Source organism: Nonomuraea sp. NPDC050202, from assembly GCF_040656115.1.
Taxonomy (GTDB): Bacteria; Actinomycetota; Actinomycetes; order Streptosporangiales; family Streptosporangiaceae; genus Nonomuraea.
Genome location: NZ_JBFALF010000019.1, coordinates 218,838 through 237,992 on the forward strand (window position 1 = coordinate 218,838; position 19,155 = coordinate 237,992).

Annotated in this window: 20 protein-coding genes and 1 pseudogene; 8 read left to right on the plus strand and 13 right to left on the minus strand. The window is 69.9% G+C overall.

The window, feature by feature from the left end:
• Nucleotides 1-23 precede the first annotated feature (23 nt).
• The 4 genes from AB0I79_RS38560 to AB0I79_RS38575 all read left to right on the plus strand — a co-directional run bounded on the left by AB0I79_RS38560 (nt 24) and on the right by AB0I79_RS38575 (nt 2,733).
• Nucleotides 24-461: a substrate-binding domain-containing protein gene (locus AB0I79_RS38560; RefSeq protein WP_357884377.1), complete on the plus strand. Its 438-nt coding sequence runs from the start codon at nt 24-26 to the stop codon at nt 459-461.
• Between the two features lie 99 nt (nt 462-560).
• On the plus strand, nt 561-1,604 hold the full coding sequence (locus AB0I79_RS38565; protein ID WP_357884379.1) for an AraC family transcriptional regulator: 1,044 nt from the start codon (nt 561-563) through the stop codon (nt 1,602-1,604).
• 103 nt (nt 1,605-1,707) lie between these two features.
• Nucleotides 1,708-2,082 (plus strand): STAS domain-containing protein, encoded by a 375-nt coding sequence (locus tag AB0I79_RS38570; protein ID WP_357884381.1) that lies wholly within the window; start codon nt 1,708-1,710, stop codon nt 2,080-2,082.
• Nucleotides 2,083-2,226: 144 nt separating this feature from the next.
• Nucleotides 2,227-2,733 (plus strand): hypothetical protein, encoded by a 507-nt coding sequence (locus AB0I79_RS38575; protein WP_357884383.1) that lies wholly within the window; start codon nt 2,227-2,229, stop codon nt 2,731-2,733.
• A gap of 55 nt (nt 2,734-2,788) precedes the next feature.
• Here the strand turns inward: AB0I79_RS38575 and AB0I79_RS38580 are convergent, their stop codons facing one another.
• The 5 genes from AB0I79_RS38580 to AB0I79_RS38600 form a co-directional block, all read right to left on the minus strand.
• A complete protein-coding gene (locus AB0I79_RS38580) occupies nt 2,789-4,216 on the minus strand; it encodes an MFS transporter (protein WP_357884385.1) in 1,428 nt (475 codons plus the stop codon).
• A gap of 91 nt (nt 4,217-4,307) precedes the next feature.
• The gene (locus AB0I79_RS38585) at nt 4,308-4,754 is read right to left on the minus strand and encodes an Rrf2 family transcriptional regulator (protein WP_357884387.1); all 447 of its coding nucleotides are present in this window, start codon (nt 4,752-4,754) and stop codon (nt 4,308-4,310) included.
• A 279-nt stretch (nt 4,755-5,033) separates the two neighbouring features.
• Nucleotides 5,034-5,801: an SDR family NAD(P)-dependent oxidoreductase gene (locus AB0I79_RS38590; protein WP_357884389.1), complete on the minus strand. Its 768-nt coding sequence runs from the start codon at nt 5,799-5,801 to the stop codon at nt 5,034-5,036.
• 43 nt (nt 5,802-5,844) lie between these two features.
• Nucleotides 5,845-6,669 (minus strand): site-specific integrase, encoded by an 825-nt coding sequence (locus AB0I79_RS38595; RefSeq protein WP_357884391.1) that lies wholly within the window; start codon nt 6,667-6,669, stop codon nt 5,845-5,847.
• Nucleotides 6,558-7,022 carry a hypothetical protein gene (locus tag AB0I79_RS38600; protein ID WP_357884393.1) on the minus strand — a complete coding sequence of 155 codons (465 nt, stop codon included), beginning with the start codon at nt 7,020-7,022 and terminating at the stop codon, nt 6,558-6,560. Before AB0I79_RS38600 ends, AB0I79_RS38595 begins: the two co-directional genes overlap by 112 nt.
• A 420-nt stretch (nt 7,023-7,442) precedes the next feature.
• On the opposite strand from AB0I79_RS38600, the gene AB0I79_RS38605 reads away from it, so the two are divergent.
• The 3 genes from AB0I79_RS38605 to AB0I79_RS38615 all read left to right on the plus strand — a co-directional run bounded on the left by AB0I79_RS38605 (nt 7,443) and on the right by AB0I79_RS38615 (nt 12,960).
• Complete coding sequence (locus tag AB0I79_RS38605; protein WP_357884395.1) at nt 7,443-10,133, plus strand: LamG-like jellyroll fold domain-containing protein; 2,691 nt, start codon at nt 7,443-7,445, stop codon at nt 10,131-10,133.
• 34 nt (nt 10,134-10,167) lie between these two features.
• Nucleotides 10,168-12,276 (plus strand): SpvB/TcaC N-terminal domain-containing protein, encoded by a 2,109-nt coding sequence (locus AB0I79_RS38610; protein ID WP_357884397.1) that lies wholly within the window; start codon nt 10,168-10,170, stop codon nt 12,274-12,276.
• Nucleotides 12,277-12,366: 90 nt separating this feature from the next.
• Nucleotides 12,367-12,960, plus strand: a complete 594-nt coding sequence (locus tag AB0I79_RS38615; protein ID WP_357884399.1) for a hypothetical protein — start codon at nt 12,367-12,369, stop codon at nt 12,958-12,960.
• 109 nt (nt 12,961-13,069) lie between these two features.
• On the opposite strand, the gene AB0I79_RS38620 is transcribed toward AB0I79_RS38615, so the two are convergent.
• The 7 genes from AB0I79_RS38620 to AB0I79_RS38650 all read right to left on the minus strand — a co-directional run bounded on the left by AB0I79_RS38620 (nt 13,070) and on the right by AB0I79_RS38650 (nt 18,355).
• Nucleotides 13,070-13,372: a hypothetical protein gene (locus AB0I79_RS38620; RefSeq protein WP_357884401.1), complete on the minus strand. Its 303-nt coding sequence runs from the start codon at nt 13,370-13,372 to the stop codon at nt 13,070-13,072.
• Nucleotides 13,373-13,946: 574 nt separating this feature from the next.
• Nucleotides 13,947-14,693: a nucleotidyltransferase domain-containing protein gene (locus AB0I79_RS38625; protein ID WP_357884403.1), complete on the minus strand. Its 747-nt coding sequence runs from the start codon at nt 14,691-14,693 to the stop codon at nt 13,947-13,949.
• A 336-nt stretch (nt 14,694-15,029) separates the two neighbouring features.
• Nucleotides 15,030-15,776 carry a hypothetical protein gene (locus AB0I79_RS38630; protein WP_357884405.1) on the minus strand — a complete coding sequence of 249 codons (747 nt, stop codon included), beginning with the start codon at nt 15,774-15,776 and terminating at the stop codon, nt 15,030-15,032.
• A 216-nt stretch (nt 15,777-15,992) separates the two neighbouring features.
• Complete coding sequence (locus tag AB0I79_RS38635; protein ID WP_357884407.1) at nt 15,993-16,643, minus strand: signal protein; 651 nt, start codon at nt 16,641-16,643, stop codon at nt 15,993-15,995.
• Nucleotides 16,644-17,167: 524 nt separating this feature from the next.
• Entirely contained in the window at nt 17,168-17,542 is a 375-nt protein-coding gene (locus tag AB0I79_RS38640; RefSeq protein ID WP_357884409.1) for a hypothetical protein, read from the minus strand.
• Between the two features lie 39 nt (nt 17,543-17,581).
• Nucleotides 17,582-17,941, minus strand: coding sequence for a hypothetical protein (locus tag AB0I79_RS38645; protein WP_357884411.1), 360 nt, complete (start codon nt 17,939-17,941; stop codon nt 17,582-17,584).
• A 108-nt stretch (nt 17,942-18,049) separates the two neighbouring features.
• Nucleotides 18,050-18,355, minus strand: coding sequence for a hypothetical protein (locus AB0I79_RS38650; protein ID WP_357884413.1), 306 nt, complete (start codon nt 18,353-18,355; stop codon nt 18,050-18,052).
• Between the two features lie 31 nt (nt 18,356-18,386).
• Here AB0I79_RS38650 and AB0I79_RS38655 point away from each other — a divergent pair, with 31 nt between their 5' ends.
• Complete coding sequence (locus tag AB0I79_RS38655) at nt 18,387-18,641, plus strand: helix-turn-helix transcriptional regulator (RefSeq protein WP_357884415.1); 255 nt, start codon at nt 18,387-18,389, stop codon at nt 18,639-18,641.
• A 241-nt stretch (nt 18,642-18,882) separates the two neighbouring features.
• On the opposite strand, the pseudogene AB0I79_RS38660 reads toward AB0I79_RS38655, so the two are convergent.
• A pseudogene (locus AB0I79_RS38660) lies at nt 18,883-19,155 on the minus strand (IS5/IS1182 family transposase); the annotation flags it as partial.

The following is a 19,155-nucleotide window of genomic DNA, read 5'->3' on the forward strand; positions in this document are numbered from 1 at the left end:
GTTCAACAGGTGACGATCTTTGCATGAGGTCCGTCACCTGTCAAAGCGGTGACGCTTTGGCTCGTCCACCCGCCGGACGAGCTGCGCCGGCCTGCCCTGGCGCCCCGACGGCGCGTACGTGCCGGCCGTACCACCAGGACCTGGTGATCACCGCGAACGACTACTTCGCGCGGGGCGTCTACCGGGCCGTCCAGGAGTGCGGCCTGGCCGTGCCCGATGACGTGCGCGTCCTCGGCTACGGCGACCACCCGTTCGCCGCCAACCTCGAACCGGCCCTGACCACGATCAGGCTGCCGGCCGACGAGGTGGGCACCGCCGCGCTCGACCTGCTGCTGCGCCGGATCGCCGAGCCGGACCGCCCCGGACCGGCACCCGGCCCCCCGCCGAACTGGTCGAACCCCGCTCGACGGGATGAGCGGCGGCACCCGTGCCGGCCGTATCGAGCTTTCCGGCTCGCCTGACGGGGCGGCGGACTACCATCACGGTGTGGCCGGTTGTCCGACCGACCTCGCCCCGGCGCCCGCGGGCGAGGATCGCGCATACCAGGGGTGGAGCGTGCCATGGAGCCGCTGACCTTCGACAGCCGCGACCTCGGGCAGACCGAGGAGTTCCTCAGCAAGGCCTACGCCAGGATGCGCATCCGGGCCGAGGCGGACAGCCCGCGGACCAGGATCTCGCGCCAGGTCATGGGGCCGGTCAGCGTCGATCGGCTGCGGCTGGAGTTCGGCCTGAGCTACGAGGTGCATCCGCTCGGCAAGGTGTGCCTGTGCGTGGTGGAGTCCGGGCGCATCGCCCAGCAGGTCGCCGGCTACGAGGAGGAGGTGTTCGGGCCGGGGGACGCGGTGTCGCTGGCGCCGCCCGACCGGCCCTACTCCGGCGAGGTCAGCCATGCGAGGTACACCATCGTCATGTTCGGCGACGCGCTGCTGCAGGAGGTGGCCGGCACCTGCCCGGGCCGCGGGCCGGGGCCGGTACGGCTGCTGGGCCACCGGCCCGTCTCCGCCGCCGCCGGCCGGCACCTCCTGCGCACGATCGCCTACCTGCGCGACGACGTCCTGGCCGACCCGGACCTGGCCGGCGAACCCCTCGTGGTCTCCACCGCCGGGCACCTCCTGGCCGCCAGCGTCCTGACGGCCCTGCCCAGCACCGCCGCCACCGCCGCCGCCGCCACCGGCACGGACCGCCACGACGCCCATCCCCGTACGCTGCGCCGCGCCCTCGCCTACATCGACGAGCACGCCGGCACCCCCATCGGCGTCGACGACATCGCCACCGCCGCCAGGGTCACCCCCCGCGCCCTGCAGTACGCCTTCCGCCGGCACCTGGACACCACCCCGCTGAGCTACCTGCGCCAGGCCCGCCTGGCCCGCGCGCACGCCGAGCTGGAGGCCGGCGATCCGGCCGCGACCACGGTGGCCGCGATCGCGGCCCGCTGGGGGTTCTTCCACCCCGGGCGGTTCGCCCTGGCCTACAAGGCCGCCTACGGGCGCCCGCCCAGCGACACCTTGCAGGCCTCGGCAGGGCCGGTTTCGCTCCACGGACAGCAGCGGGAAGAATCCTTCGTCCGGCGTGCTGACCGGGCACGGCCGCAGGACCAAGAGTGAAGGCGGAAACGATCGGCAGGATGGGGTCCACTCTGGAAGAGAAGTACGCGACCGCGCCCGGGCTGGAGGTCCCCGCACGGCGACCGCGAGCCGGCAAGGCGCCATGTCGCCCCTGAGCCTGAGCTGCCGGCACCTGCCCGGCGGAGTGCTGATCACCGTGGCAGGCGAGCTCGACTCCACCAACGCCGACCAGCTGGAGTCCTACGCCGAGCGGCACCGCCGGCCCGGCCCCGGCATGGTCCTCGACCTGGCCGGGCTGACCTTCATGGACAGCCGCGGCCTGCACGTGCTGCTGCGGCTGAACGCCGCCGTACGCGAGCAGGGCGGCCTCCTGCGCCTGGCCGCCGTGCACGACGTGCCCGCGCGCGTGCTGCAGATCACGGGGGTGTGGCTGGCCCTGCACATCCATCCCGACGCGCAGCACGCCGCCGACGCGATGCGCGAGCATCACGGGAACGGCGTCCCGGATCGCCAGTAGGATCCAGCGGCGGACGTCACCTTCGTTCCCTGTCACGGCGCGCCGTGCTGTCCTGTCCCATGGGTGTGACACCGGCGACGGCAAGGAGCGCATCGTGAACACTCGCGGAGCAGGCCGCGACCCCGGTCGTGGCCCGGCCGCCTGATGCAGGCCCTCCTGCATGCGGTGGCGGCGGGGGCCGGCTGCGCGCTGGCGCTCGCCCCGGCCCTGCTGCCCTCCGGGCGGGCCGGCCAGAGGTGGCCGTACGTCGTCATGGCGTTCGGCATGGCGGCCGGGCATCTGGGCGGCGCGTTCCTCGCCGTCGCGGTGCTCGCGCTGCTGGCCGCCGGCTGGCTCTGCGGCTCGCCCGCCCGCCGCGCGGAGATCGGCCATCACCTCCAGGACTTCGTGATCATGCCCGTCCTCCTGGTGCTGGCGGCGCTCGGCGGCACTCCGGCGGTGCTCGTGGCGCTCGGCGGCGCTCCCGCCGGGCACTCGCACGGAGGCGGGTCGCTGGCCACGGTGGCCCTGATCATCGGGCTGGGCTGGACCTGCGCCCGGCTCATCAGCGTCCTGCCAGGGCGGGGCGGGGATCGCGGGACGCTCGGCCGGGACGCGTGCTCGGCCGGAATGGCGGCCACCATGGCGTTCATGGCCGGCCTGGCCCTCTGACACCGGCGGGCGCGCCAACCCCCCGCCGGCGCGGTCGCGACCCCATCCCGCGGTCCTACACTCGCGTGGTGTACCTCGCGTGGCCTGCCTCGCGGGGTCGCATCCGGCACGCGACGGCCAGCGCCGGCACGACGACCACGGCCATGGTCAGGAAGACGTCCGAGTAGGCGGCGCCTTCGCTGCCGCCGTACAGGGGATTCACGGCGCCGCCGCCGCCCTGCTGCCGCGCGGTCACCAGCACGCCGAACAGGGCGGGCCCGGTGCCGGCGCCGAGGAACTGCGCTCCCTGAAGGATCCCGAGCCCGGCACCGACCTGGCCGGCCGGCAGCGCGCCCGCCGCGGCACTGATCAGCGGGGTCAGGACGAAGATGAAGCCCACGCTCAGCCCGAAGATCCCCACCCCCGCCGGGACCACCGACGCGCCACCCGTGAAGGTGGACAGGAACAGCGAGAACAGCCCGATGACCGCCAAGCCCGCGAGCACCAGGGGCCGGGTGCCGATGCGGTCGGCCAGCCGGCCGATCAGCGGCGAGACGACGGCGACAGCGATCCCGGCCGGGATCATGACCAGGGCGCCCGCCCCCGGGGTGAGGCCGTTGACGTCCACCACCAGCAGCGGCACGAACACCAGGCCGCCGAGGTTGACGACCATGGCCAGGAACGCGAGGGCGACGGCGTTCCGGTAGACCCGGTTGGCGAACAGCGCGGGCGGCACGAACGGGTGCGCGACGCGTACCGTGCGCCACCCGAACAGCGCGACGGCCACGACCGCCACCACCAGGCTGCCCCAGGACGAGGGCGCCGCCAGGCCGGCGACCTGCGCCTGCGTGATGCCGAACAGCGCCAGCCCGGCCCCGAGCCCCAGCAGCACGCCGCCGGGCAGGTCGAACCGCGCCTCGCCCGCAGGCGGCTCGCCCGGCAGCACGCGCAGCGCCGAGGGAAGCAGCACCAGCGCGACCGCGAACATGAGCCAGAACAGCGCGGGCCAGCCGAGGAGCTGGCCGATCCCGCCGCCGACGGCCGGCCCGGCGGCGGTGCCGACGCCGGAGGCCGCGGAGAGCACGCCGATGCCCGTTCCGCGCCTGTTCTCCGGCATCAGCCTGGTGACGGCGATGATCGACAGCACGGGGATGGCGGCCGCGCCCACCCCCATCACGATCCGCCCGGCCACGAGGGCGAGGAGGTCCGGGGCGAGGGCGCAGACCAGGCTTCCTGCGGCGTACGTCAGCAGGGCGAAGACGAACAGGCGGCGCAGGCTCACCCGATCGGAGACGCGGCCGTAGAAGGGGATGCCGACCGAGAACATCAGCAGGAAGCCGGTGACGACCCACGCCAGCTCCGCCTCGGACGCCCCGAACTCCGCGCCGATCGCCGGGAGCACGAGGTTGACCATGTCGCTGGCGATGACCGTGGCCAGCATCGCCGGCATGAGCACGGCCAGCAGGGCCGGAGCTGAGCGGGTTCCTTCGGTGGTGGAAGTCATGAGGCACGTCCTCGGGAGTGGCTTACTGACACCGTTGTAGTTACAGTTTGGGGAAAAGAAAGGCGGAGGGGGTACCTCCGCCGTCGCTCGGCTAGCGATTCGTCAGCCCGAGCTCGCGTTCGATGTCGGTGACCTGCCGGAGCAGGTGGGCGATGGTGGTGCGGGCGAGCCGCTCCTCCATGGCCCGCTCCGCGTCCCGGAACTCCACCTCCAGCAAGGCCTGGATGTTGCGGCCCACCTCGCAGCTCGCGCTCGGCGGGTGCGGGTGGCGGGACAGGATCGGGCCCGGCTCGACGGCGGCGAACGCGTCGTACAGGGTGATCTCGCGCGGGGCGCGGGCCAGCGACCAGCCGCCGCCCCGCCCCTCGGTGGACCACACGAGGCCGGCGTCGCGCAGGCTGCCGAGGATGCGCCGGACCAGGACCGGGTTGCTCTCCAGGCTGTCGGCGATCTCCGCCGACGTCAGCGTCTTCTCGGCCCAGCGCCCCAGCAGGGTGAGGGCGTGGATCGCGACCGCGGTCCTGCTGCTGAGACTCACTTCGACACCTCCCGCATTTCTGAAACTGTAATGAGGCTAGTTACAGTTTGGTTGGACGTCAATCCGTAGGGGTCGTCGCGCCGGCCCCCTTCCCGGAGGACCGCTTGCTACGCCCGGCCGCCCGCTTGCCGTGCTCCCGCACGCGGCGCCCGCTCCCCAGCTCGACGTGTTCGGATCATGACGCCCGTCCGCAGGCCGGCATGCTCCGATCGTGGCGCTCGCCCACAGGCCTGCGTGCTCCGTGCATGACGCTCACCCCGCCGCTTGATGCGGGCCCGGCTACTGCTTCCCGTGCGGGTCGGCAGCGTTGAGCGTCGCGACGACCTGGTCGTAGTCGCCGCGCGCCTCGCCGTACCGCAGGAACTTCACCCGCTCGACCTGGATCTCCTTCGCGTCCGGCCGGGACTCCAGCAGCGCGACGACCTCCGCCACGAACTCCTCCAGCGGCATCGCGAACTCGCTCGTCTCCTGCCCGGGCAGCAGCGAGGTCCGGACGGACGGCGGCTCCAGCTCCACGACCTTCACGCTGGTGTCGGCGAGCTGCAGCCGGATCGACTCGCTGAGCATGTGGATCGCCGCCTTGGAGGCGTTGTAACTCGGCGTGACCTTGAGCGGCGCGAACGCCAGCCCCGAGGAGACGGTGACGATCGTGGCGTCCGGCTGCTCCTGCAGGTGCTCGACGAACGCGGCGATGAGCCGGATGGGGCCGAGCACGTTCGTCGTCACCACGGCCTCGGCGGAGGCCAGGAACGACTCAGGCCGGTGCCAGTCCTCGACGCGCATGATGCCGGCCATGGTGACCAGCACGTTCAGGTCGGGGTGCCGGGCCAGCACCTGCTTGGCGGCGGCGTCGATGCTCGCCGCGTCCGTCGTGTCGATCTGTACGGTGACGATGCCGGGGTTCTCGGCGGCGATCCGCTCGAGCAGCTCGGTGCGCCGGCCACCGACGATGACGGTGTTGCCCCTGGCCTGGAGGGCGAGGGCGAGCGCGAGACCGATGCCGCTGGTGGCGCCGGGGATGAAGACGGTGTTTCCGGAGATGTTCATGCTTCGAGCTTGGCGTGTCCGCCGGCGCTGTTGCAGAGAGCGGTTATCGGGGGATCGCCGATCCCCCGATACCGCGGCTGCGTTCTGCTGACCATGTGCCGGCCACGTCGCTGACCTCCTGTTTTTCTCTGGTGTCTGGGGTGGGTGGGGTGGTGGGGATGGAGAGGTGGGCGGGGGAGACCGGAGGGAGACCGCGGTTCACGGACAGGTCCCGCAGGCCGGCCGCCCGGGGCACGAGGGCGGCGCTGGCCTCCGCTGCGGCGTGCGCCACCTCGGGCAGCACGGCGGTGTAGAGGCCGGAGGTCATGGCGAGGCTGGAGTGCCGCAGCATCGCTGAGGTGATCTTCATGTCGTTGCCCGCGGCGAGCGACAGCGTCGCCACGCCGTGACGCAGGTCGTGCAGCCGGATCGGGGGCAGCCCGGCGGCGAAGCAGAGCCGTTCGAAGTGCTTACTGATCACGTCCGGGTGCAGTCGCGAGCCGTCTTCCCTGGTGAAGATGCGTCCGCTGTCCTGCCAGGCCGGGCCCCAGTGCAGCTTGTCGGCGAGCTGTCGTGCGTGGTGGATGCGCAGCACGTCAAGGGTGGTCGTGTCGAGGGCGACCATGTCGTTGGCGGATGCGGTCTTCGGATCGCCCTCCTCGACCTGACCGTTGACGACCGTGAGCTGCGTGGCCACCGCCAGCGTGCCTTCGTCGGCGTCGAGGTCGGTCCAGCGCGCGCCGCACGCCTCGCCGCGGCGCAGCCCGCGAAAGGCGATCAGATGGAACAGGCGTACAGCCGATCGGTGACGGCACGGTCCAGGAACACGCCGAGCTGGGCCGGCGTCCACACCATGACAGAGGAAGGACGCAGGTCGGTGCGGGCCCATACCGTGACGGTCCTGAGATGCCGGAGTTCGGGATCGGCGCGCACCGCTTGCAGGCGTTCGGCGAAGGCGTCATTGAACGCCTTGACCCGGGCCTTGGTCCACACCAGACCCTTCGGTTTCCTGCCCGCGGGCAGGCTGACCAGGGCGGCGGCGTTGAAGGCGATCAGGTGTTCGCGCATGGCGTCGGCCAGCACGCGCCTGATGGTGGCCTTGATCCGGTGTTTGGTCACAGGCCCGGTCGGACGCCTACCGCGCACCGATGCGCGGATCTCGGGGTCGCCGGACCGGCGGGCGGCCAGGATCTCGGCGTTCTTCTCGTCGATGCGGGAAAAGACCCGTTCGACGGTGGGCACGAAGATGCGGTCCAGCCGGACCTCGTCGAGGACCTCGCCGAAATGCATGTCATGGTGGGTGATGTAGTGCGTCAGCGTCGACTTGCGGCCGGACGACAGCAGATGGACCTACACCTGGTCGAGCACGAACGAGATCCGTCACGTCCCCGGCTGGGTCCGGTACCGGCTGGCGGCATGGATCGGCCAAGACGGCCGGGTCTGCCCGTTGCCGTCCCAACGCGCCGCGGCGGCCACGGCACAGCGACGAGCCGCGCAGCGGGCACTCAGGCGTGAGCGGGAAGCACGAGCAGCTGCAGCAGGTCTTGTGGTTGCCTCCGCGCCACGGGCGGGGCGGGCCGATGCCCTGAATCCACCTCCAGCAGCCCAGACACGGACCATCGCCAGTGCGGCGGAGCGCGGTGCGGCGCCGGCCAGGCGTTCATGGGAGTGGAGGTGGCCCAGGACCGCATCGCGATTCTCCCGGACAAGAGCCTGCTGACCTCCCCGGACACGACATACCCGGTCTACATCGATCCGCAGTGGTCGGGGTCCAAGCTGGCCTGGACCTACGTCGACAAGTCGTACCCAGCCCAGGAGTATTGGAACTCCAGCCACATGCCGGAGGCCGGCTCCTACGGCGGCGGCGTCAAGCGCTCGTTCTTCCGGATGGACTCCGACAACGTCAACGGCAAGCACATCCTCAAGGCCACGTTCCGCATCACGCAGGTCAAATACTGGGGGTGCACCTCCGACCCGCAGGCGGTACAGCTCTGGCTGACCGGCGGCATCTCCAAGTCGACGAACTGGAGCCACCAGCCGTCCTGGATCGACTGGCAAGACAGCGTCTCCTCCGACGCCGGTTACAGCTCCTCCTGCCCGGACAAGGGCATCGAGTTCAACGTGACCGGCGCGATCGTCAAGGCCGCCAAGGGCGGCTGGTCGAACACGACGTTCGGGCTGAAGGACTACAACGACACGGGCGGCAGCGTGTGGGGGTGGAAGGGCTTCAGCGCCTCACCGAAGCTGGTCATCGACTACAACACCCCGCCGTCGGCCCCTTCCGGTATCGGCACCTACCCGGCGACGCCGTGCGTCACGGGAGCAGCCCGGCCGGCGGTCAACGCCGGTGACGCGGCGAACCCGCTGCAGCTCAAGGCCAAGATCTACGACCCGGACAAGGCGAACGACGGCGTTCGGGCCGAGTTCGTCATGCACCACTACAACAAGGCCACCGGCGCCTGGGACGACGTCACCGCGACGCTGCCCGGCGGCGGCAAGACCGCCTACAAGTACACCACCGCCGCGACCGACCACTCCGTCAGCCTGTTCGGGCTGATCAACGGTGAGAGCTACTCCTACAGAGCCAAAGCGTACGACGGCACCGACGCCAGCGCGTGGAGCAAGTGGTGCGAGTTCACCGTGGACACCGTGGACCCGGCCACCCTGCCGGAGGTGAGTTCCGCCGACTATCCGGCCGACACCCCCGACGACTGGAAGGGCGGCGTCGGGTGGGCGGGCGGGTTCACGCTGGCCCCCGGCGACGGCGAGGCCGACGTGTCGGCGTTCCGGTACGCCCTCGACGACCCGTCCTTGGCCACTCCCGCGACCCAGGTGATGATCCCGGCCGGGCAGACCTCGGTCACCGTGCAGGTGGCGCCCCGGCACGACTGGCTGAACGCTCTGTACGTCTATCCCGTGGACCGGGCCGGTAACGTCGGCAGGACTCCCGCCGTCTATGGCTTCTACGTCAAGTCCGGGGCCGATCCGGTGGGGCATTGGCGGCTGGACGACCGCACCGGCACCACGGCGGCCGACTCCGCCGCGACGCCGCACCCCCTCACCCTCAGTGGCAGCTTCAGATGGTCGGCCGGCCGCGTTGCCGGTGACGTGAACATGGACGGGACCACCGCTTACGGCAGCACGACTGGCCCCGTGGTTCGTACCGACAGGAGCATGACCGTCGCCGCCTGGGTGCTGCTGACCGATAAGACCAAGAACCATGTTGTGGCCAGCCAGTCCGGCCTGCACGGCTCGGGCTTCCAGCTCTACTACTCGGCCGCGCACCAGCGCTGGATCTTCGGCAAGTACAACGCGGACACCACCACCGAGGTCATCGTCCGCGCGCTCAGCGACGCCGACGCGACGACCGGCATCTGGACGCACCTGGTGGGCGTGTACGACCACCCGCACCGCCAGCTCCGCCTCTACGTCAACGGCGTCCGCCAGGCGGCACCGTTGACCTACCCGTACACCGCCTGGAACGCGACCGGGCCGCTGCAGCTCGGGCGCACGAAATATCGCGGCCAGTTCATCGAGAACTTCGCTGGCGACATCGACGAGCTCAAGATCTGGGACCGGGAGCTGTCCGACGACCCGCGCACCGTCAACGACCCCGCGCTGGGCAACGAGATCGTCGCCATGGCCAAGCAGCCGCCCGTCCAGCGCGGCGGATGGAAATTCGACGAGGGCACGGGCAGCACCGTCGCCAACCCCGTGGACGCCCGCTATCCCGCGACGCTCGGGGGCGCCGCCACGTGGTCGGACGACGGCTTCGACGGCGGAGGCGTGCTCAGCCTCGACGGCGTCACCGGCCACGCGGCGACCCCGCTGCCGCCGCTGCGCACCGACCACAGCTACGCGGTGACGGCCTGGGTGCGCCTGGCCGGCGACGACACCTGCGTGCTGCCCGGCCGCAACCTGACCGCCGTCAGCCAGATCGGTTCCAGGAACGCCGCCTACTACCTCGGATTCCGGCGCTTCACCGAGAACGGTGTCGTGGTGCCCCGCTGGTCGTTCTCCACCATCAACGGCGACACCGACACCTCCTCCATGACCCACGCCAGGTCGGCCGAGCCGATCGACTGCACCGCGCTCAACACCTGGACTCACCTGGTCGGCGTGTACGACGAACCCGCCGCGCAGATCCGGCTCTACGTCAACGGCCAGCTCGTCGACCAGCGTCCCGCCGCCACCGTCTGGGCCGCGGGCGTCATGCAGATCGGCCGGGCCAAATATCACGGCAATCTCGTCGACTACTTCGCCGGCGAGGTGGACGACGTCCACGCCTACACCGGGACCTTGACCGACCGCCAGGTGATCAACCTCGCGATGAACCTGCCCATCGACGGCTGAACCCACGCACCACTCGACTTCTTCGGAGGAAGCCGTGCTCGGTTTACGGCGAGGCTCGCCCAAGGTTGCCGCCATCCTGGCCATCGTGGTGCCCGCCACCCTGGCCGCCCCGATCGCCGCCCAGGCGACCCGCGACGACCCGGCGTGGCACAAGAGCCAGGAGCAGCACCCGGTGCCCGGCCACGCGGCCGGGGCCCGCGGACCTCTGGCGGACCCGGGCGCCGGGTTCGACCTCAAGGAGCCACCCGCGGTGACCTGGCCGGAGCCGGGGACCGCGGTGGTGACCCAGGCCGCCAGGAGCGAGGCGTCCGCCAGCGCCGCCGACGGTGGCCGGTCCGCCACGGTGCGCGCGGGCAGGCTGCCGGTCTATCTGGGCACGAGTGCCGGCAAGGCGCCGTCCGTACAGATCCGGACGCTGGACGTGGCAACCGCCCGACGTGCCGGAATCGCCGGCCTCGGCATCGAGCTGACCCCCCAAGCTGCCTCCCGCGCGGCCGTCGAGGTGGATTATTCGGGCTTCCGCTACGCCTACGGCGGCGACTGGGCCTCCCGGTTACGCCTGGTCAAACTGCCCGGCTGCGCCGCCACGACGCCGGAGCGGCCCGAGTGCCAGACCCGGACACCGCTACCCTCCCGCAACGACGTCAAGGCGGGCCGGGTGTCGGCCGACGTCGATCTCGCCGCGGACACGACCATGCTGGCGGCCGAAGCCGCGCCGTCCGGCCCGGCGGGCTCGTACGAGACGACGTCGCTGTCACCGTCGGCGACGTGGAGCGTCAGCAACCAGACCGGCGCGTTCTCCTGGTCCTATCCGCTGCGCCTGCCGCCGGGACCCGGCGGTCCCACCCCCAACTTGGCCTTCGCCTACTCCTCGGGCAGCATCGACGGCCGCACCGTCGCGACCAACAACCAGGCGTCCTGGATCGGTGAGGGCTTCGACTACTGGCCCGGCTTCATCGAGCGCCGCTACAAGGCGTGCACCGACGACGGCGTCACCCCCAAGCGTAACGACCAGTGCTGGGGCAACCACAACGCCACGCTGTCGCTGAACGGTCAGGCCACCGAGCTGATCCTGGACGACGCCACGAACACCTGGCAGCCCAAGGAGGACGACGGCTCCAAGATCGAGAAGCTCACGGGCGCCGAGAACGGCGACAACGACGGCGAGTACTGGCGGGTCACCACCCCCGACGGCACCCAGTACTACTTCGGCCGCAACCGCCTGCCCGGCTGGGCCGACGGCCAGGCCGAGACGCAGTCCACGTGGACCTCGCCCGTGTTCGGCGACGACGACGGAGAGCCCTGCCACGAGGACTCCTTCTCGGACTCCTGGTGCCAGCAGGCGTGGCGGTGGAACCTCGACTACGTCGTCGACCCCCACGGCACCGTCAGCACCTTCTGGTACGCCCAGGAATCCAACCACTACCGCCGCGACGTCACCACCCTGACCGACGGCGTCCCCAACGGCACTCCCACCAGGTACGACCGCGGCGGCTACCTCAAGCGCATCGACTACGGCCAGCGCTCCGCCGCGATCTTCTCTTCCTCGGCGCCTGTCCGGGTCGTCTTCGACGTCAAGGAGCGCTGCATCCCCACGGCGGACTTCGACTGCGCGGCCGACAAGCTCACCAAGGACAACGCCAAGCACTGGCCCGACGTCCCCTTCGACCAGAACTGCGACGCTGGCGAGAAGTCAGCCACCTGTTCGGACGGAGAGGGCCAGAGCTCGGTAGGTGGCGATCGACCTCGGCCTGGTCAAGCAGGGCGCGTGCCTCCGCGGCGGGGTCGTGCAGCTCGCGAGCGCTCTGGGGGGCACTGCGGTGCAGGACGAGAGACCTTCGCTCAGGTGGCCTCCATCCGAGAGCAGCCGGTGCAGGCGGACCAACAGTTGGATGGCCGGCTCCGGCCACCGCCTCACGGTGGCGTAGGCGCCGATAGCGGCCAGATTCCCGTGTTCGGTATCTACTCAGGCGTTCGCGCTGGCAGCGGCGCGGGGCGGCAGGGGGTTGCGTGGGCAGAGGGATGCCGCCGCACGAAGTGCGACACAGAAGATCGCGAGAGCGCAACCGTTGGCGAAACCGCCAACATCCCTGGCTGTGGAGGTAGCTCACGTCAAGCATCACTCCGATCAAGCACAAACTGATTTGGCGATCGTATGTCGATCCAGGGGACGGGAGTCGGTGGCGGTTACCTTTCACGCAGATCATGAGCCACCCACAGTCGGGAGAATCGCATGAGCAAGGTAGGGCATATCGCCGCAGTTCTGGCCATCTCAACGGGCACCATCGCCGCCATCAGCAGTGGCTCGTCGGCATGGGCCGATGCCCAGCCCATCATCGACCTTGTGGACGACATCGTTCCCAATGCGAACGTGCTGCCCAACCTGCTCTCTGGCCTCAACGTGTCACCCAATTTGAGCGTGTCCCCCTCGATAATTTGCCTGCCTCAGGCGAGAAACAACAACTCCATCAAGGGTGACAACAACCAGACAACTACCAACCAGGCCAATAACTGCACGCAGAGCGCACAAGCCAGCACGCCACCACCGACGAACGGCATTACCGGCTACGAGGTCGTAGTGGAAATGACACAGTGCGCAGTTGATGACCGGACCTGTGAAGCTACAGCGAGATGCCCAGAAGGGAAAAGCGTGACCGGTGGAGGCTTCCGCCTCATACCGGGCGGAACTGATGGACCAACCACCACGGCAAACCACTCCTTCAACGACAACACCGGATCCGGATGGTTTGTCGAAGTCACCAATCTCCCTGCGGGGATCCTAGTATTTGTCCAGGCGTATGCCGTCTGCGCCAACGCGACACCATAGCCAGGGCGTTAACGATGTACTCCGAGGCGAGGGTCAGGGTGCCAGAGCATCCAGGGGGCACGCTCGGCAGCCTCCGCGCGGGCCTCACGCCGGCAGACTCCAACCATGATCAGACACAGCGATGCAGGCGGCTGGCCGCAAGCGACACGGGTGGCTGGACTGCCAGCGTGGGCGGCGGTGCCACTTCGGCGGCATGAAACACATGGGCGGCTGGTAACCCCGCACAGACCGGCGGCCCCGAACCCAGGCAAGAGGGGCCGGGCCTCTCCCACACTGGCCAGCCGTGGATGTGCTCGTTGACCTTCGCCTGGAACGCCTCGACGGCCTCCTCGTCCCGGGCGGGCGACCACCCGCTGGCCAGCGTGTACTCCATGCCGCCCTCGCGGGGGGCGAGGTGCACCAGATGGAACATCTGCGTCCAGCGCCAGTAGACGAGCCCCGCGTACTCCAGGTCGTCCGTCTACCGGTTGCGGATGGAACAGGCCGCCCCACTGCGCCGTCATCTGTTCGGCCACGCGCGGGTCAAGGGGGTGGTGGCGTTGTAGTTGAGGCCTCCCGCGAGGTCGGCCGCCGCAACCTGGCCCGCGTCATCCCCGAGGGCCGTGGCTGGACTGGGCCGCCAACCTGATCGCCGGCTTCACCCTGGAAGCGGTCATCGCCTGGCTGGACGCCGGCCGGCCCGACCCCGACCAGGCAGCCGACCGGATCAGCCAGGCCGTGCACGGCGTCATGGCCGCCGCCCACCCCACCGCGTAGCCCACCGCGGACGGCGACGAGGACGGCCGGTCTCACGTTCGCTTCATCACCGGCCAGCCCCGCGTGAGATGCCTGTGTTCTGCCAACGCACCTCGATCTCCCGCCGACCGTAGCGCGGCCACCTGTATCGACTGCCGCGTGATCCTCGCTCCTCCATTGCTCCGCTTGTCTCGGCGTCTTCGCGGAGAAGCCTGCGACCTGAATCGAAGTCGGGGTCACGTGCGGGGTGCTCAACCACCCGAGCGGGCGCGCAGCACCAGGTCGTGCAGCGCTGCCTCAACGGTGGCCCGCTCAGGTAGAGTCGAGGAGTCGCGGGCCTCCTCCAGGGTTCGCGTCATCCGCTCCACGTCCGCCTCGAACCCCTGAGCGGGGGCGAGGCCGTCGGGCAGCCGGCCGTGCTCGGCGGCCTGCTTCTCCGCGACGAGTTCGGGCAGGTACGCGGGGCCGTACGCGTACAGGCGTGTCAGATCGGCCTGCAGCTCGCCCGTGCGCATGAGATGCGTGCCCGTGGCCAGCACCCGGAAGGTGTAGAGCAGCGGCTTCAGCTCCCCGTTCTTCTGGAACAACCGCCACTGCGTACGGGCGAACCCCAGGTAGTGGTGGGCGTGATGCCGCGTCAGGCAGCCGGGCGTCAGCGCGACCAGCTCCTCGTGCACCGGCGAGGACGCCACCACCAGCGGCGACAGCAGCTGCTCCAGGACGTAGCCGTTGCGGCCGAGCAGCAACCGGCAGAACTTGGCGGCGTCGTGCGTGACGAGGTCCACCTCCACGCCGTGGCGCGTCCACATCCGCGACAGCGTCTCAGGCCCGTGCCGCAGCCCCGCGACCTCCTCGACCGGCAGCACGTGCACACCGCGCAGGTCCACGTCCGAGTCCACCGACGGGAACCCGTACAGGTGCGCCCCGCTCACCGTCGCGAACACCAGGGGATACGGTTGCTCGCCGGGGATCTCCGTCAACCACTCGAACAGTTCCACAAACTTCTCCTTCGCGCTCATCTTCGGCAACTCGAGGCCCTGTGCGGGGGCACGTGCACTGCAGGGTGTTGCATGCTGCACGCACCAGTACTGACCAGACAGGACAGAACCATCTATCAACGTGAAGGCGGCCGTCCCAGACACCCTCAGGGCGGCCGTCTTCCTCACGGGCTACAAGCTGGCACGAAGCGGCATCAGCCGATCGTGAAGCTCAACGCGGCGCCGTGCTGCACGAGCACGATGACCACGAGCACGAACACCAATGCGCCCCAGAGGAGCTGAATCGCCGGCGGGCTCTCACCCGCGCACGCCGACTCCCCGCCCGCCCCCCTGCCGTCAGACCGTCACGTTCCACACGTCGATCACGTTCACCGCCTCCGCCAGCTCATTGAACGGTGTGACCAGCACCCACCTGTCCGGGTGGTCGACGTCCACCCCCTTGTCCGTCAGCCACTGCTGAACGTCCTCAGGCAGGTCGGCGTACCCGACAGGAGAGTCCGGGCCGCTGAGGTCAGCACCGTTGGTGCGTGGCTGCTCGCCCTCGACGATCGTCAGCGTGAACGTGCGACCCGAGCGCACCGGTCCGAGAAACTCCTCCAGACTGATCGCGTTCGCCTCCGGCCCGATCGGCTCATAGCCGAACTGCTCGCGCACCGCGCGCCGCCCGAGCCAGCCGAGGTACCAGCGGCCCAGGATCCGGCCAAGCAGCCGTCCGTTGTCGTCCTCGGTGAACACCGTGGTGCCGCCGATGCCGCGCACAGCGAACGTGATCCCGGAGAACGAGTCCATGAGGATCTCGCCGTAGCCGTCGGTGGTCACCTCGAGGGTGCCGCGGATCCACCACCGCCGGTGGGGGTTCAGGCCGCCGAACGACCACGCGACGATCCTGATGAGTTCCTCCTCGGGGTCGGGGCTGATCCACACGCTGGTGTTGCCGTCGCGGCGCTGCTGCAGCGACTGGACGCCCGCGCACAGGCGGCGGGCGACGCCGCCGGCGCGGTCGGCGAGCGGTTCGACGACCTCTGCCGGGGGGAGGTCCCTCCGCTCCGGCTCCAGGCGCGGCCAGAGGGGCGACAGGTCCACGGTGCCGCGGTCGGCGACGTCGTGCAGGGTGGGTCACTCCGCACGCCGGCGGGCGGTCTCGGCGGCCTGGTGCTGGGCGAACTCTTCGTCAGTGAGCGACAGGGGATCGGGGGTGTCGTTGTGGGTCATGTCGTGCGGCCCCTTCTGGTCTGGAGGTCCCTTCATGGCGAGGAACAGGGCGAGCGTCCGGCGTCGCGGACGGCTCAAGACCCCCGGTCAGAGTTGCTGCTGCTGGTCGAGCACGATGAGCGTGTAGTCGACGCCGGTGGCGAAGCCACCGGAGGAACCACGGATGGTCAGCGTGTGCGCCCCGGGCTCCAGGGGCGGAAGCCGGACCCAGAGGCCGCAGGCATCGGAGACGAAGCTGCCCTCCTCATGCGTAACCGGATTGCCCGCCACACCGGTCACGAGCACGTCGGTGTCCCGCAGGAGTTCCGGTGGAACCGGCTTGCCGTCCAGGACGGCCTCGCCCTTGGCATCGGCCAGGAACGCCTCGCACTCCGCCTTCGTAGCGACCCAGTTCACCAGGGGAACCGCCAGCGGCCGCCCGGCGGGGACCTGGCAAGTCCGCTGCACGGTGCCACCGAACGTGCCGGCCAGGAACCACACGTCCTGCGGTTGGTTGCGGTCGCAGAACTTGCCGGTCGGGTCCGACACCGGATTCGTGCTCTCCGGCTCGGAGGCGGCCCACGTCCACCATCGTCCCTGAACAGGGCTGACGGGCTGACGGGAGGGCGAGGACGATGAGGTCATCTCGCCGGCGCTCGTCACGGCCAACCCGCAACCGGTCAGCAAGCCGAGAAGCAGCAGAGGTAACGCGGCGGATCTGAAGGGCATCCGCGCATCATAGATGACCTTGAGACGCATCCCGTGGCGATGTCAGCGACGGCACGGGCAAGATGCCCGTCAGGAACGGAGTTCCTGCTGCGGGTGTGGCACCGCCACGTGGGGCGTCTCCTTGCCGGTCAGGCAGGTGACACAGGCGTTGCCGGCACCTCAGATGCTCCGACCTTGCGGGTGAGGACGTTTGGCGGCGTACTGCAAGTTCTCAGCATGCTTCTCAGCGGAGTTCAGCGACGCACTGGGCGCGTTCGTCTGCGCGGGTGTTTCCTACAGCGGCAGCGAGCGGGGCTTGGAGCGCTTGTCTAGCGATCCAGCGGCGCGAGCCGATGCCGTGAGCGAGCATTCGCTGTACACGGTGCGGGTGGTGCCGCATGAGGTCGGGGTGTGGGTGCGCTTCGGCTTCAAGGCGGCGGCGCAGGAGTCGATGGAGCGCGAGCATGGCGCCCCGCCGTGGACGGTGCCGACCGTGGAGCTGCGGGACATCCAGCGCGGCGCGGAGCTGTGGCGCCGGTACCGGCATGCACTGTGGTGCCGGAGGAGCCCGCGGCTTAGTCCCTCACCAGGCGGACGCCGGCGGGGATGATCGGGTCTATGGCGCGCACGGTGGCGGGGGCGAGGAGGGCGCGCTGCCGGTCGTCCATGATGGCGAAGCGGTAGTGGTCCTCGCCGAGCGCGATGGCGAAGTCGAGGATGGCGCGCTCGGTCGTGGAGCTCTTGTCGAACAGGCCCTCGTCGAACGCGGTGCGTACGGTGTTCCAGTTGATGTACGCGTCGTCGGCGGTGTCGAACACGCACAGCTCGACGAACCGCTCGTTGTCGAGCCACGCGCTGTGGATGTCGCTGATGAGGAGTTCGACGGCGGCGTTCTTGTGTGGCGCCGCGTCGCGGGCTCCGGCGCGGAGTCGTTCGGCGAGGGTGCTCATGCTGCAGTGTTCCAGCTCTGGCCCGGCACGGCAGGTTGCTTAGCTGATGAGGTTCACCACGATGCCGATAGGGATGGAGACGAGCGCGCCGGTGACGAGGCCGATGATGAGGAGCATCCACTTGCGGCGCCGCTGACGGGGCCGTTCAGCTTCAGCTTGGGCGGCGACGGCCTGGGTAATCGCTGCGACCTGCTCATCGCTGATCCGAGCCGGTGAGGTCGCGTCCCGATCGTGTCGAAAATGATCACGTACTGGACGGGAGCCGCGATGGGATCGAAATTGGCGCGAGGACCTGGAGTGCCCTCCTCGTTCAGCAGATTGCGTGTCTCGCCCATGAAGTCCCTTGTCGCGGAAGCGCGCCGAGATCGTGCGGGATGGCGTGTCCAGGGGGGCGTTCATGATCGTTGATTGCAAGCGTCGATGTCCCTTGTCACACAAGGTCATCGGCGATCGCCTCCCGCTTGGGAGGCGCGCACGGGAACGGGCGTGCCCGTGCGCGCCTCGGAATCAGAGGTGGACTTGGACGTTGCCTGAGGTGACGGCTTGCGGCTTGGCCTGGTCGACGTCGTACGAGGAGCCCCGGCTGCTGTCGTAGACCAGGGTGTCCCCTGGGACGGGGCCGTCGGACGATCGCCAGATGACCAGGCGCAGCTTGTCCGGGTCGTCGTAGCCGTACAGGACGAACCCGTACCCGCTCTCGCCGCCGACCGTGGCGGTGCCCTTCACAGCCGCCTTGCCGTCCGGGGTGATCACCAGCCACTCCAGGTCAGTGGCGTCAAGGTCCAGGTCGCTGGAGCTGTTACCTGCTGGCATCGCCGCCGCCCATCATGTCTCTCTGCGCCATATGCAGCGGCTCTTCAGCAGGGAGGGGCACACCGTGAGCGGCTGGATCCAGCACCGGCGGCTCGAACGCTGCCGCCGCGCGCTGGCCGACCCGCTGATGGACGCCCTACCCATCAGCGCCCTCGCGGCCCGCTGGGGCTTCATCAGCGAGGCCCACTTCAATCGCCTCTTCCGCAGGACGTACGGAATCCCGCCGGCGTCCTACCGGCGCAATCGGAGAAGGCGGCACCCGATCCCCGACGCCGGCCAGGCATGAGACCGGCTCGCCACCCATGGCCGTCCTGACGCATCGTGCCTGATGAGCGGTCTCGGGGAAGCCGCTCGCGTGCACTCGCCGCAGCAGTTCCCGCCACGGCGCCGCCTACCCCCCGACCGGGGACCGCAGGACGCAGCCAGCGCCAGCAGGGCGCCCACCTGCCCTTCGGCGGCCAGCCAAGCCGCATGCGGCAGCACCCGCTCCGCCGGGACGTGCTAGAGCCTGTACGAAGTTCGGATCTTTAGACTGGGCGGAGGCTTCGGATCCATAACACGGCTCCGCGTAGGTGCAGGCCGGCCAGATAGCTGTCGGGCGTCTTGTCGAACCGGAAGGCCAGCCCACGCCACTCCTTCATCCGGTTGATGCAGCGTTCGGCCGCGTTGCGCTGCTTGTAGAGATCGGGATCATGGGTGATCGGTCGGCCGCCTCGGGAACCGCGCTTCTTGCGGTTGGCCGCCTGGTCGATCTTTTCCGGGATGACCGCTTTGATCCGGCGTCGGCGTAGGTAGGCGCG